The sequence below is a fragment of the Glaciibacter kafniensis genome, from assembly GCF_039538945.1.
Taxonomy (GTDB): domain Bacteria; phylum Actinomycetota; class Actinomycetes; order Actinomycetales; family Microbacteriaceae; genus Cryobacterium; species Cryobacterium kafniensis.
The window spans coordinates 107,218-119,278 of sequence record NZ_BAABCN010000010.1 but is presented as its reverse complement, the minus strand read 5'-3'; the positions used below and the strand labels follow the sequence as shown (position 1 = coordinate 119,278).

At 63.0% G+C, this 12,061-nt stretch carries 12 protein-coding genes and 3 pseudogenes; 7 read left to right on the top strand and 8 right to left on the bottom strand.

Annotation, left to right across the window (positions count from 1 at the left end; translation table 11 throughout):
* Positions 1-42: 42 nt before the first annotated feature.
* Positions 43-1,308: an MFS transporter gene (locus tag ABD791_RS14935; protein WP_345068153.1), complete on the top strand. Its 1,266-nt coding sequence runs from the start codon at positions 43-45 to the stop codon at positions 1,306-1,308.
* 3 nt (positions 1,309-1,311) lie between these two features.
* Here the strand turns inward: ABD791_RS14935 and ABD791_RS14930 are convergent, their stop codons facing one another.
* Positions 1,312-1,710, bottom strand: a complete 399-nt coding sequence (locus ABD791_RS14930) for a MaoC/PaaZ C-terminal domain-containing protein (protein ID WP_425562261.1) — start codon at positions 1,708-1,710, stop codon at positions 1,312-1,314.
* Positions 1,711-2,238: 528 nt separating this feature from the next.
* On the opposite strand from ABD791_RS14930, the pseudogene ABD791_RS14925 reads away from it, so the two are divergent.
* From ABD791_RS14925 to ABD791_RS14910, 5 genes and pseudogenes are all read left to right on the top strand, one after another.
* Positions 2,239-2,382: pseudogene (locus ABD791_RS14925) on the top strand (IS701 family transposase); the annotation flags it as partial.
* A gap of 105 nt (positions 2,383-2,487) precedes the next feature.
* Positions 2,488-2,814, top strand: coding sequence for a transposase (locus ABD791_RS14920; RefSeq protein ID WP_345068149.1), 327 nt, complete (start codon positions 2,488-2,490; stop codon positions 2,812-2,814).
* 152 nt (positions 2,815-2,966) lie between these two features.
* Positions 2,967-3,368 (top strand): annotated as a pseudogene (locus ABD791_RS21280) (DDE-type integrase/transposase/recombinase); the annotation flags it as partial.
* A gap of 28 nt (positions 3,369-3,396) precedes the next feature.
* Positions 3,397-4,221 carry a histidinol dehydrogenase gene (locus ABD791_RS14915; protein WP_345068147.1) on the top strand — a complete coding sequence of 275 codons (825 nt, stop codon included), beginning with the start codon at positions 3,397-3,399 and terminating at the stop codon, positions 4,219-4,221.
* A pseudogene (locus ABD791_RS14910) lies at positions 4,115-4,891 on the top strand (SDR family NAD(P)-dependent oxidoreductase). Before ABD791_RS14915 ends, ABD791_RS14910 begins: the two are co-directional and overlap by 107 nt.
* 16 nt (positions 4,892-4,907) lie before the next feature.
* Here the strand turns inward: ABD791_RS14910 and ABD791_RS21275 are convergent.
* The 4 genes from ABD791_RS21275 to ABD791_RS14895 are packed head-to-tail and all read right to left on the bottom strand — an operon-like array spanning position 4,908 to position 7,773.
* Positions 4,908-5,234 carry a FaeA/PapI family transcriptional regulator gene (locus ABD791_RS21275; protein ID WP_425562260.1) on the bottom strand — a complete coding sequence of 109 codons (327 nt, stop codon included), beginning with the start codon at positions 5,232-5,234 and terminating at the stop codon, positions 4,908-4,910.
* Positions 5,235-5,249: 15 nt separating this feature from the next.
* Entirely contained in the window at positions 5,250-6,419 is a 1,170-nt protein-coding gene (locus ABD791_RS14905; RefSeq protein WP_345068145.1) for an acetyl-CoA C-acyltransferase, read from the bottom strand.
* Positions 6,416-7,066 carry a CoA transferase subunit B gene (locus ABD791_RS14900; RefSeq protein WP_345068143.1) on the bottom strand — a complete coding sequence of 217 codons (651 nt, stop codon included), beginning with the start codon at positions 7,064-7,066 and terminating at the stop codon, positions 6,416-6,418. The genes ABD791_RS14905 and ABD791_RS14900 overlap by 4 nt, the downstream gene beginning before the upstream one ends.
* Positions 7,063-7,773, bottom strand: a complete 711-nt coding sequence (locus ABD791_RS14895) for a CoA transferase subunit A (protein ID WP_345068141.1) — start codon at positions 7,771-7,773, stop codon at positions 7,063-7,065. The genes ABD791_RS14900 and ABD791_RS14895 overlap by 4 nt, the downstream gene beginning before the upstream one ends.
* Positions 7,774-7,910: 137 nt before the next feature.
* Between ABD791_RS14895 and ABD791_RS14890 the strand changes: the two genes are divergently transcribed.
* Positions 7,911-8,693 carry an IclR family transcriptional regulator gene (locus tag ABD791_RS14890; RefSeq protein ID WP_345068139.1) on the top strand — a complete coding sequence of 261 codons (783 nt, stop codon included), beginning with the start codon at positions 7,911-7,913 and terminating at the stop codon, positions 8,691-8,693.
* 100 nt (positions 8,694-8,793) lie between these two features.
* On the opposite strand, the gene ABD791_RS14885 is transcribed toward ABD791_RS14890, so the two are convergent.
* From ABD791_RS14885 to ABD791_RS14875, 3 genes are read right to left on the bottom strand one after another with little or no spacing between them, the layout of a single operon-like run.
* A complete protein-coding gene (locus ABD791_RS14885) occupies positions 8,794-10,275 on the bottom strand; it encodes a cytochrome b/b6 domain-containing protein (protein ID WP_345068137.1) in 1,482 nt (493 codons plus the stop codon).
* A gap of 3 nt (positions 10,276-10,278) precedes the next feature.
* Positions 10,279-11,265 (bottom strand): electron transfer flavoprotein subunit alpha/FixB family protein, encoded by a 987-nt coding sequence (locus tag ABD791_RS14880; protein ID WP_345068135.1) that lies wholly within the window; start codon positions 11,263-11,265, stop codon positions 10,279-10,281.
* Positions 11,262-12,053: an electron transfer flavoprotein subunit beta/FixA family protein gene (locus ABD791_RS14875; RefSeq protein WP_345068132.1), complete on the bottom strand. Its 792-nt coding sequence runs from the start codon at positions 12,051-12,053 to the stop codon at positions 11,262-11,264. Before ABD791_RS14875 ends, ABD791_RS14880 begins: the two co-directional genes overlap by 4 nt.
* Positions 12,054-12,061: the final 8 nt, after the last annotated feature.

Below are 12,061 nucleotides of genomic sequence, written 5' to 3'. Positions count from 1 at the left end.
TCACGCAAGGGAGCGTCCAATGAAACAATCGCTGATACGCAAATGACAGCGACGCGACCCAACACGACGCCACCAAATCTCGGCCCACGATGGCGCGGCAGGATTACCGCGCTGCTCGGCATTCTGCTGTACGCGTTCTCGCTCCGATCCGCCGTGGCATCGTTCTCACCCCTGGTCGAACACGTTCGCGCTGACTTCCCTATCTCGACGCTGGTCGTCGGATTGATTGGCGCTGCTCCGCTTGCTTGCTATGCAATTTTCGGGTTGCTGACACCCATAATCGAGCGTTTTGTGGGTCTCGATCGACTTGCTTGGATGGCGATGGCCGCAGGCACGCTCGGACTCGTTGGACGAAGCTTGGCCAACGATGAACTAACCATTCTCGGATCAACTCTGGGACTCTTCGCTGCGCTCGGCGTCGCCAACATTCTGCTGCCCGCACTCGTCAAGAAATACTTCCCCGATCGAATCGGGCTACTGACGGCCGCCTTCACCGTAGCCATGGCGCTCTCCACGATGCTCCCCGCAGCGCTTGCCGTCCCTGTCGCCGATGCCGCGAACTGGCGGTTCTCCATGGGCATGTGGGCGATATTCGCCGCTGCGGCAGTCATTCCGTGGATTATCCTGATCGTGCGCAGCCGACGTGCTGCACACCCATCCCCGGCAGAAGGCTCCCCCACGCCCATCGACACTCGCGCGTTCGGGCGACTGTGGCGACTGCCACTCGCCTGGGCTCTCACTCTCGTCTTCGCCACTGCGGGAGGGATCGCCTACAGCACCTTTGCATGGATACCGGCGATTCTGGGAGACACCGTCGGCTTTTCCCCTGCCGCCGGTGGCGTGATGCTCGCACTCTTCGCTCTCGTCGCGGTGGTCACGTCAGTTCTCGCACCCATCATCATGACGCGGTCAAACAGAGTGCTCCCGCTCTTCCTCGTGTCGCTCGCTTGCGGCTTCATCGGCGTCGCAGGATTGATCTGGGTGCCCGCGTGGAACACCTGGCTGTGGATCGTTCTCCTCAACCTTGCCACCACGACGTTCCCCATGACGATGATGCTGCTGGGAATGCGAGTCCGCTCAGCCGAAACCGCGGTTGCTTTGAGCGGCTTCGTTCAGAGCATTGGTTACTTGATCGCGGCTCTGTTCCCCATTGGCTTCGGCATTCTGCACGACCTGACCGGATCGTGGACGCCCGCACTCGCATTGTGGATGTTGTTACTTGCCGCCGCTCTTCCTGCGGGCTTCGTCGTGGCCCGTCCCATCACGATCGAAGCGCAGTGGGAGCGTCACACCGGCCGTCAATGGTGAGCGTCAGCTGGCGATCGGGTCATCCCGCAAGACGTCCCTACGGCACTGCACCGCTAGTGCTGGCTTTTCCATACCCTGGATCTCCACCTGAGCAGCAACAGTCAGCCGAAAGCCGTCAGCGGTCGCCAAAATCGAACTAACGGATGCCGCAAGCCGCACGCGGGATCCCACTCGCACCGGTGACAGAAATCGCACTTTGTCGGTGAGCATGGCGCCTGATCGCCCGCCGCGCACCGCGAGCACACTGCGCCACAGAGGCTCGAAAAGCGCGAGCGCGAGGTAGCCGTGCACGATCGGCCCACCGTACGGCCCCGATGCTGCCTTCACTGGGTCGACGTGAATCCACTGATGATCAGCGACGGCGTCGGCAAACATGTCGACTTGCTGTTGCTCCACATCCATCCAGTCAGAGCACCCCAGGTCCCGATCCGCAAGAAAAGGCACCTCCGCATACGCGATATCAATCATCGAACAGCCGACCTAACCATGAACATGAGAGCTCCCTGCGACGTCAACGTTACTGTTGAGTAACTAACCCTACTCCGCTCGTTCGTACTTCTTGAAGTAATTTCACTCGGTTGTCGACCAACGGTGGTCGAACATGTACGTTGTCATCGTTCAAGGGCGTGGAGTCGATGCATACCACTGGCACGCTTGAAGACTTGGCGGCAGCGATCAACGTTGATCCCACATCGCTTCGCGCACGCGTCAATCGGTTCAACGGATTCGCACGCACGGGCGTAGATGAGGATTTTCAGCGCGGCGAGTCTCGGTGGGACCTAGTACTACAGTCGCGCTTATTCTTGGCTGTATCGGCGTTTTAATCGGACTTTGGTCGTGAATCCTGTTAATCAGGACGGGTGAGCGATGATATTTGGGTGGCAGAGACACAGGAATGGGCGCGGGGCCTCGAGGAGATCCGCGGGTTGATTGGGCGAGTTTGCACGCTCGGAACCGCGGAACAACGCGATCAGTTACATTCGTGGCCTGCTCTCGGACGAGGAGCGGAAGAACTCCTGGACCTTGTCTGAGCGAGCCGGCCAAGGCACCCCTGATGGGATGCAGCGGCTGCTCTTGGGGTGCTTCACTGTTCTGGCCCTATTTTCGGCCGGCGTTAACATCTTGGACACGGTTTCGTGATTGAGGAAGTTGACAGTTGTGTCGAATAGTGAAAAACGAATGAAGCGAACGTTTTCGCCCCAGTTTCGCGCGGAAGCGGTGCAGCTTGTGGTGTCCACGGGCCGACCGATCAAACAGGTCGCCGATGAGCTGGGCATCACGGACCAGACGTTGGACGTCTGGGTGAAGCAGTTCAATACCGAGAACGAGGCCCGCCCCGGCCCGGCGCTGAGCCCGGCGCAGGCTCTTGAATTGAAGGAAGCGTTGACCGAAAACGCGCGGCTGCGGATGGAAAACGAATTCCTAGAAAAGCCGCGGCCTTCTTCGCCAAGATGCAACCCTGAGCGAGAAATGTGCTCTCATCTTGGAAGAGAAGGCCAGCTATGACATCACATTCATGTGCGATCTACTCGGTGTCTCCCGTTCGACGTTTTGCGAGAACACGACGCGGGAAGAATCCGCTCAGGCCGCCCGCCTGGCCTCGTTAACGACAGCGGTGACGAACGTATTCACGACTCACAAACTTACGCTACGGCGCCCGCCGAATCGTGCGCGAGCTGGGCAGGCATGCCACCCCGGTGGCGGTTCGCACGGTGTCGAAGATCATGCACGCCGAGGGGCTTTTGGCCCTGCAACCACGGGCCTGGAAGACGACCACGGTGCAAGCTTCCGGGCTGCTGGATCGTCGCGAAAGGCTCAAACGCATCTTCCAGACCAGAACCCCTGGAATCCGTTTCGTGGGCGACATTACCTATCTGCGCACGGGCGAGGGTTGGCTGTATCTCTCGACTGTGATCGACCTGTGTTCACGTATGGTCGTGGGTTGGCAGCTCGCGGAGCAGATGCGTGCGAGCATCATCACCGATGCCCTCGACATGGCAACCGACGGTGGCTTCTTGAACAGAGACCACCCACTGGGGGTCGTGTTCCACAGCGACCGCGAGAGCCAACCTCAGCGGAGGTGCAAAGGTGGGCGAGCAGCTCTTCGGCGAGGTCGGCATCGACCTGTCCGCCGGCCCGACCGAGGTCCTCATCATCGCCGACCACAAGGCCGACCCGTTCATAGTCGCCGTCGACCTGCTCTCCCAGGCCGAGCACGGCCCCGACTCCCCCGCAGTGCTCATCACCACTTCCAATGAGCTCGCGCACGCAGTGCTCGGTCACATCGAGCGCATTCTTCCCGACATGCCCACCCGAGACTTCGCGGAACCCGCCTGGCGCAACTTCGGTGAAATCCACGTCGTAGAGGCCCATGCATTTGTTCTCGCGGACGAATACGTCTTCGAACACGTGCAGATCCTCACCGAGAACCCCCGCGAGGCGCTCGAAACCATGCACCACCACGGCGCGCTATTCCTCGGTGAAGGCACCTGCGTCTCATACGGCGACAAGACCATCGGTACGAACCATGTGCTTCCAACACGAGGCGCCGCCCGCTACACCGGTGGATTGTGGGTGGGTAAGTACCTCCGCACCGTGACCTACCAGGAGGTCACAAACACCGAGTCGAGCGCCATGCTTGGCGAGGTGATCGGCCGCGCCGCTTCGAAGGGCACGCCCGCTCCGGTGATGTCCGCGTGGCCAAGTACCGCGGTACCGGATTCGACTGGATCACCGCCGCCGTCTGACCACTCGGTGAACAAGAGACAGAGCGCATCCGTCGCTAATGTTGGACTCCAGCGGCCGGATGCGCTCTGTCCTCGCCAGAAAGGACCCCATTATCAACTTTCGACTCGACGGCCACAGTGCGCTCGTCACCGGCGCCGGCCGCGGTCTCGGTCTCGCCATCGCTGACGGACTGCAGGAACTCGGAGCAACGGTTTATGGAACGTCGCGGGATGCCGCGAGCGCCACGACCATCGCCGAGCGCTACGGAACATCTGCGGTCATGCTGAACGTAACGGATGTGGCTGCGGTGCGCCGGTCGGTCGACGCCCTGTTCGAGTCGGGGATTTCGATCGACCTACTGGTGAACAACGCGGGAGTGAACGCGCCGGCGCCGGCGCTGCACCTCGAGCCCGAGCAGTGGGATTCGGTCTAAGCCGCCAACGTGCGCGGCTTGTTTTGCACCTCGCAGGCCGTTGCGCGGCAGTGGGTCGTGCGGGGCATCCGCGGATCGATCGTCAACATCGGCTCGCAGGCTGGCAGTGTCGCCATCGAAGAGCGTGCGGCCTACGGCTCCAGCAAAGCGGCCGTCGCCCAACTGACTCGAAACCTGGCGCTGGAATGGGCCTCCGCAGGCATTCGGGTGAATGCTGTCGCTCCCACCTTCGTTCGAACCGAGCTGACGGCATCCACACTGGCACGGGGCGACTGGGCAAATGAACTGCTGTCCCGGATTCCGCTCGGGCGCTTCGGCGACCCGTCAGAGGTCGTCGGAGGCGTCGCCTACCTCCTGGGCGACGCATCCTCGCTGGTCACCGGCCACACACTTGCGATCGACGGCCGTTACACGATCCGGTGAATTAGGACTCGAAGCATCAACGAAAATTTGGCAAGTGAAGGTAGAGGGATAGCTCGTCGAGGAGGAGCGCAACTTCATCGACATCGGGGCGCCAGTAGGTTATTGGGCCGCTACCTCTTGGATGTGTTGAGCGGCGGTACGTGATCAAGCCCTCCGTGGAGAGCGAGACAAGGTGGCTCCTTGCGCCATTTCTGGTCAGCCCAAATTTTGACATGATGTCAGCAGTGGAAACCTCCTGTTGGTCGATTATTTGGCGTAGTATCTCGACTCGAGTGGGCGAAATGGACAGCGCCCGGAAAATGCGCGCCGAAGATTCGGACTCAGCTCGAACATCCGCTCTCACGTCAATCACCTTTGCCTAGATTGCTTCAAGCACGATCGCGGAGCCTTGGCCGCCTCCACCACAAATGCCGGCAGCCCCGATGGTGCTGCTGCCGAGTGCGGCAAGTCGCCGCGCTAGGTGACCGACAATCCGTGTACCCGATGCGCCGATCGGATGTCCGAGGGCGATCGCGCCCCCGTGCGTGTTTACGATGCCTCGATCAATTCCGAGCTGACGCACCGAATGAACCGCTACGGCGGCGAACGCCTCGTTGATTTCGACCGCACTCAAGTCGGTCGTTTCGAAACGAGAGCGAGCCAGCGCAGCCACGATGGCGTTCGAGGGTTGAGCGTGAAGATACACGTCGGGTCCCGCGACGAAGGCCGACGCGACGATCCGAGCGAGTGCCTGTACGCCACGCTCGGAAGCGAGCGACTCACGCATCAGCGCGACTGCAGCGGCACCATCCGTGAGCTGGGACGAAGTGGCAGCGGTGATCGTACCGCCGGCACCGAACGCGGGCCGCAGCCTGGCAAGGGACTCGGCTGTCGTCTCGGCGCGTAGCCCGTCGTCATATGCGAGCGTGACCGGTTTGCGACCGTCAACTGTAAACGGCTCGATCTCCTCAGCGAGAAATCCGACGGATGCCGCGAGAGAGTGGTGCGACCGTGCAGCCCACGCATCCTGCTCCGCCCGCGTGATTCCGAGCGGCTCATTCTGCGACTCCGTCGACGCTCCCATTGATCTCTGCTCGAAGGCGTCGAACAGCCCGTCGAGCTCCAGCGTGTCGGCGAGTTGAATCGCGCCGAACTTCGTGCCCGCGCGAGAGGCGATTTGGGCGTGGGGCGCCAGGGACATAGATTCCTGGCCGACCGCGAGAACGATATCGGCTTCGCCACTCTCGATGAGACGAACACCGTCTGTGATTGCGAGCATGCCGGAGAGGCACACCGCGTTGATGGTGCTGGCGGGAACGCTCAACGGCACTCCGGCGCCAACCGCTGTTTGGCGTGCGGGGTTTTGGCCTGCAGCTGCTTGCACGACCTGGCCAACGATGACTCGGTTGATGTCGCTACCGGAGACGCCTGCACGTGAAAGCGCGGCCCGCGCCGCGTGTGCTCCGAGGACCGTCGCGGGCACTGTCGCGAAGGCGCCCAGGTACTTCGCGAATGGGGTGCGGGCGAAAGACGCAATGACCACGCTCATGACGTCGCCTCTCTGAGCTCAATGGCAAACGCCGCGCCGGTTCGCTCACGCACCTGCGTGATTGTGACGTCCGGCGCCGTGGCGCGAAGAACAAGTGAGCCGTCGACGACATCGAAGACAGCAATATCGGTGATGATTCTCTGCACGACTCCCGCGCCGGTGAGCGGCAAGGTGCACCGCTCGACAATCTTCGGGCTGCCGTCTTTCGAATTGTGGTCGGTGATGACGATCACGCGAGGCGTGCCGGCGACCAGATCCATCGCGCCACCCATGCCTTTGACGAGCTTGCCGGGGATCATCCAGTTTGCGAGATCGCCGTTCGCCGCTACCTGCAGTGCACCGAGGATCGCGGTACGAACGTGTCCGCCGCGGATCATAGCAAAGGAGGCAGCGGAGTCGAACACGCTCGCTCCGGGTGCCAAGGTAATCGTCTGCTTTCCTGCGTTGATGAGGTCGGCGTCCTCGTCACCCTCGAACGGAAACGGTCCCATGCCGAGGAGCCCATTCTCGCTCTGCAGCGTCACATTAACCCCGGGCGGCAGATGGTTTGCGACCATAGTCGGGATGCCGATACCAAGGTTCACATACTCGCCGTCAATCAGTTCGAGGGCCGCGATCGCGGCCATCTCATCTCGCGTCCAACTCATGCGCTGATCTCTCCTCGGGGCCGTGTCGTTCTTTGTTCAATCTCCTTTTCCCGTGGGCGCGACTGCACGAGACGGTTCACAAAGATGCCGGGTGTCACGACGATATTCGGATCAATGAACTCATCCGCGATGACCTCTGCCTCGACGATCGTGACTCGCCCCGCCGTCGCGGCCAGTGGGTTGAAATTGCGCGCGGTGTGTCGGTAGATGAGATTTCCGGCGGCGTCCGCGGTGTGCGCGTGGATGAGGGCGACATCTGCGACGATGCCGCGCTCAAGCACGTAGGTCTTACCGTCGAAATCGGCGTGAGGCTTGCCTTCTGCGACGAGGGTTCCGACACCGGTCGCGGTGTAGAAGCCGGGGATGCCTGCTCCCCCAGCACGCAGGCGCTCGGCGAGTGTGCCCTGCGGCACAAACTCGACCTCGAGTGAGCCATTCAAGTACTGCTGGGCGAAGAGCTTGTTTTCCCCGACGTAAGACGCGACGACCTTTGCCACCTGCTGATTCTCTAGAAGCAGGCCGAGCCCCTGTCCGTCGATGCCCATGTTGTTCGAGACGATCGTGAGGTCTTTGGCACCAGTGTCACGGAGAGCTTCGATGAGGTCCGTCGGATTGCCGCTCAGGCCAAAGCCCCCGACCACGATCACGCTTCCGTCACAGACTGACCCAGCGATCGCCTCAGTCGCTGAGGTAAACCAGCTTGTCATCGCACTCCCTTGTCGACTATCGCGCCACTTAGTGGACACATGAGTAGTCAAGCTCACGCAGCGCGAAATACGCCAATTCCGCTCGGATTGTGATCAACGACGCCTACCATGGTCACATAGTGGACAAAGGAGCGGGCATGGTTGTTCAGGGCGCGCAAGTGGTTTCTCGAGTTGCACGTATTTTGCGGATCGTCAGTAAGCATTCACCCCGCGGCATGAGCACTGCTGACATCGCGACGCAAGCCGAGCTAACGAGACCGACCGCGCACCGTATCCTCATATCGCTCGCCACTGAAGGCTTCGTTGATCACGACAAAATGCTCGGACGGTGGGTACTTGGTCCTGAGCTGTATCTGATGGGCTCAGTCGCCGCGGCACGCTACGACATCACCGACCTTGCAGCGTCGAGCGTACGCGCGCTTGCGCGCGAAACGGGCGAGAGCGCTTTCCTTACCGCGCGCAGGGGCGATGAAACGGTCTGCCTTGTGCGGGAAGAGGGAAGTTTCCCCCTCAGATCGTTCGTTCTTTATGAAGGTATGCGCTTCCCGTTGGGTGTTGCATCGGCCGGCCTCGCGATAATTTCTTACCTGCCTGATGACGACGTGGCTGCCTTTTTCTCACGACATGATCTCAAGGAGGACTGGGGACCGCAGCATTCGCGTGCGTTGGTGATGTCGCGCATCGATCGCACCCGGCAAACGGGGTGGGCGCTTAACTCTGGATTGGTCCTCGCGGGCAGCTGGGGTATGGGGGCGGCAATCTTTGACGCAGCTGGAAACCCAAACTGGGCGCTGAGCATTACGGGAGTTGAATCCCGCTATGGCAACGATCGACAACCAGAACTAGGCAGATTACTTCTGAATCATGCTCATGAGGTGACCCAAAAGCTACGGTCGCGATACGACTCGAGCCGCCGCTGAAATCTGCAGGGTTGGGAACATCGGCGGCCGGAGTCGTCGGCGCCGTCCTCTGCGGGCGCAGATTAGCGCCTCCAACTGGAATCGGAGTTTTCAGGTACCGCTATCGCCCGACCTTGCCGAAGAGCGAGGCGATGGGCGCCAGCACGAGCGGGCGAGCCGCGAACCAGCCGCCGACGATCACGAGCAGCGAGGCGAAGAAGATCCAGAATCCGAACCAGTTCACCGCATCCTGACCGCCGTACATGTGGTTCAGGTTGCGTAGCGCACCGGTCGCAAGCACCAACGTGACGTGCACGACGATGAAACCGACGAAGTAGAGCATCACCGGAAAATGCATGGCCCGCGCCACCTCGATCGGGTACGCGCTGCTCAGCCTCTTCGCCTTCGCCGGCCACATGGCCGACATCCGGAATCCGCTCACCGCCGCCAGCGGTGCCGCGATGAAGATCGTGACGAAGTAGGCGAGCACCTGCAGGCTGTTGTAGTTGACCCAGCCGTTTTCCGTCGGCCAGTCCAGCGAGACGTACTGCAGGGCGGCGGAGAGAGCGTTCGGGATGACGTCCCAGCTCGTCGGGACGACACGCATCCACTGACCGGTAGCGGCGAGCAGAACCACGAAGATCGCCCCGTTGACCAGCCACAGGATGTCGAGCGACTGGTGCAACCACAGGGTGATGCTGATCTTCTTCGGATTCGCGCCCCAGCGCGGCGTCCAGGATGCCGGGGGGCGACGCTGCGTGCGTACCTGCCAGCCCGATCGAATGATCAGGACCATGAAGAAGACGTTGAAGAAGTGCTGCCAGCCGAGCCAGGCCGGAATGCCGACCGGGGCGCCGTGCGGGAGTTCGCTCTCACCCGGGTACTGGGCGAGAAAGCCCTGCACGGGCTCAAGGGTGACGAGCCACCTCGCCACCAGCACGACGGCCGCCATGAGCACGAGGAGTGCCACGGCCACCATCCCGCCGCGTACGAGCCGGCTGCGACCGGATTTCGCACCGTCGACCGGCGTGGCCGGTGCCGCTGGCGTCGTGATCTTCACCACGGGCTGCGACGGCGCGACGGCGGCCGGGGAGGTCACGACGGGTGCAGCGGATGCAGCGGGTGCAGCGGGGACGCCAGGCGTCGAAGAGGCAGGGGAGGTGGCGGGCGCACTCGCAGCGGCGGCCGGGCGTGGCATTCCCTGACGCCGGCCAGGTGCAGCTGGGGCTGCCGCGACACCGATGTCGGCCGCAGTACCACTGTTGGCAGAAGGTCCAGTGGCGGCTTCTGCCACTCCGGCATCTCCGGCGTCACCGGGGGCAGCGGTGTCGGTGCTGGCAGTGCGAGGCAGACCCCGGCGCCCGCCTGCACGTGCAGGCGGCGTTGCGGCGGGCGCCGTCGCCTGAGCATCCGTTACTCCGGCATCCGTCGCAGCGACACCCGTCGTGCCGGCATCCGTCGCGGCAGCCCCCGCTGGGTTCGTCGCAGAGCGTGACGCATCATCCGTCGCGTCACTCTGCGCCGGTCCGGCGGCGGAAACCCGCTCCGCCGCCGCTTCGCCACCTGCAGCACCGGCAACTCGAGGAAGCCCCTGCCTCACCATGAACTAGCCTCGCTTCGCTTCGATGGCGGCGACCAGCTGAGGGACGACGGTGAATAGGTCGCCCACCACACCAAAGTCGGCGATCTCGAAGATCGGCGCGTCGGCATCCTTGTTGATCGCGATGATGGTCTTGGCCGTCTGCATTCCAGCCCGGTGCTGAATGGCCCCGGAGATGCCCAGCGCGATGTAGAGCTGCGGAGCAACTGTCACACCGGTCTGGCCGACCTGCATCGTCTGCGGCACGTACCCGGCGTCGACGGCTGCCCGCGACGCTCCGACGGCTCCGCCGAGCGCATCGGCCAGGCTCTCGACGAGTGCGAAGTTCTCGGTGGATCCCACTCCGCGGCCACCGGAGACGACCACCTCTGCCCCACGCAATTCGGGGCGTGACGAGGCAACAACGCTCTCTTCGTAGCTGACGACGACGGCATCGGGGGCGCCGGATGCCGCAACCTCGAGCAGTTCAACCTCGACGGTCTGTGCCGTGGCGCGCACACTCGACGAGCCTTGGCGCAGCGTGATCACGAGCGCCCCGGCGGTCGCGGCCGAGTCGACGGAGTATGCCCCGCCATAGACCGAGTGGTGGGCAACGACTCCCTCTTCGTCTCGCGAGACGCCGACGGCGTCTGTCGCCAGTGCCGAGCCGGAACGCGCCGCAAAGCGCGCAGCGGCATCCCGGCCCGCGATGGAGTTCGACACCAGCACAGCCTCCGGCGTGACCGCCGCCGCAGCCGCCGCGAGCGCATCGACCAGCGGTGCGACCACGGCCGTGGCCAGCTCAGTCGACTCGACGACCAGTACGCGCGTGGCGCCGAGCGCCGCGAGTTCCGCGCCGAGCCGGGCCGAGCTGCCCGGCGTTGCGACGGCCAGGGCAACGGGGGTGCCAACGGCGGATGCCGCACCGATCACCTCGGCCGCACTGGAACGGAGCTGGCCAGACGGCGAGACGTCGACGAGCACAAGAACGGAGTTCGTGGGGTAGTCGATCATGCTGAGCGTCCTTTGATGAGTTGGTTCTGAGCGAGAAAGTCTGCGATCTGCTGCCCGGCGTCTCCGTCATCGGTGATGCGGATTCCCGCGGTGCGCGCGGGGCGCTGCGAGACCGCGATGACGATGGAACGGGGAGTGGCCTCGTCGACGACAACGCCCAGCTCGGCGAGGCCGATGGTCTCGAACGGCTTCTTCTTGGCGGCCATGATGCCCTTGAAGTTCGAGAAACGAGCGTCGGGAAGAGCCTCGGTGATCGAGATGACGGCCGGAAGGGCTGCGCTCACCTCGGCGCTTCCCACCTCGGTGTTCCGACGTCCCGAGACGCCGGCCTCCGTGATCGTGACCGAGCTCAGCGAACTCACACCGGTGACGCCGAGGAGTTCGGCGACCATCGAAGGAAGCACCCCGCCGCCACCATCGGTCGAGATGTTGCCGGCGACCACGAGGTCGAAGCCGATGCGACGGATGGCCGCGGCGAGGGTCTCGGCCGTCAGAGTGAGGTCGGCGCCGATCAAGGCGTCATCCGCAACATGCACGGCGCGGTCGGCACCCATGGCGAGCCCCTTGCGCAGGCTGGTCGACATTGTTGCGGTCGGGCCGACCGCGAGCAGAACGACCTCGGCGTCGGGGTGACTGTCACGATGGGTCAGCGCGACCTCGAGCGCTCGCTCCGTGATCTCGTCGAGCACGGGGTCGCTCGCGGCCCGATTCAGCAAACCGGTCTCCAGATCCAGGGTGCGATCACCCCAGGTATCTGGTACTTCTTTCATCAGCACGATGATTCTCATCAGTTACC

Bases quoted from the DNA above. Each gene is read 5' to 3' on its own strand.
- ABD791_RS14900 (WP_345068143.1), bottom strand. From the start codon at position 7,066: ATGAGTTGGACGCGAGATGAGATGGCCGCGATCGCGGCCCTCGAACTG.
- ABD791_RS14930 (WP_425562261.1), bottom strand. From the start codon at position 1,710: ATGGATGTGGAGCAACAGCAAGTCGACATGTTTGCCGACGCCGTCGCT.
- ABD791_RS14885 (WP_345068137.1), bottom strand. From the start codon at position 10,275: ATGGTGAGGCAGGGGCTTCCTCGAGTTGCCGGTGCTGCAGGTGGCGAA.
- ABD791_RS14880 (WP_345068135.1), bottom strand. From the start codon at position 11,265: ATGATCGACTACCCCACGAACTCCGTTCTTGTGCTCGTCGACGTCTCG.
- ABD791_RS14905 (WP_345068145.1), bottom strand. From the start codon at position 6,419: ATGAGCGTGGTCATTGCGTCTTTCGCCCGCACCCCATTCGCGAAGTAC.
- ABD791_RS14875 (WP_345068132.1), bottom strand. From the start codon at position 12,053: ATGAGAATCATCGTGCTGATGAAAGAAGTACCAGATACCTGGGGTGAT.
- ABD791_RS14890 (WP_345068139.1), top strand. From the start codon at position 7,911: ATGGTTGTTCAGGGCGCGCAAGTGGTTTCTCGAGTTGCACGTATTTTG.
- ABD791_RS14895 (WP_345068141.1), bottom strand. From the start codon at position 7,773: ATGACAAGCTGGTTTACCTCAGCGACTGAGGCGATCGCTGGGTCAGTC.
- ABD791_RS14920 (WP_345068149.1), top strand. From the start codon at position 2,488: ATGAAGCGAACGTTTTCGCCCCAGTTTCGCGCGGAAGCGGTGCAGCTT.
- ABD791_RS14935 (WP_345068153.1), top strand. From the start codon at position 43: ATGACAGCGACGCGACCCAACACGACGCCACCAAATCTCGGCCCACGA.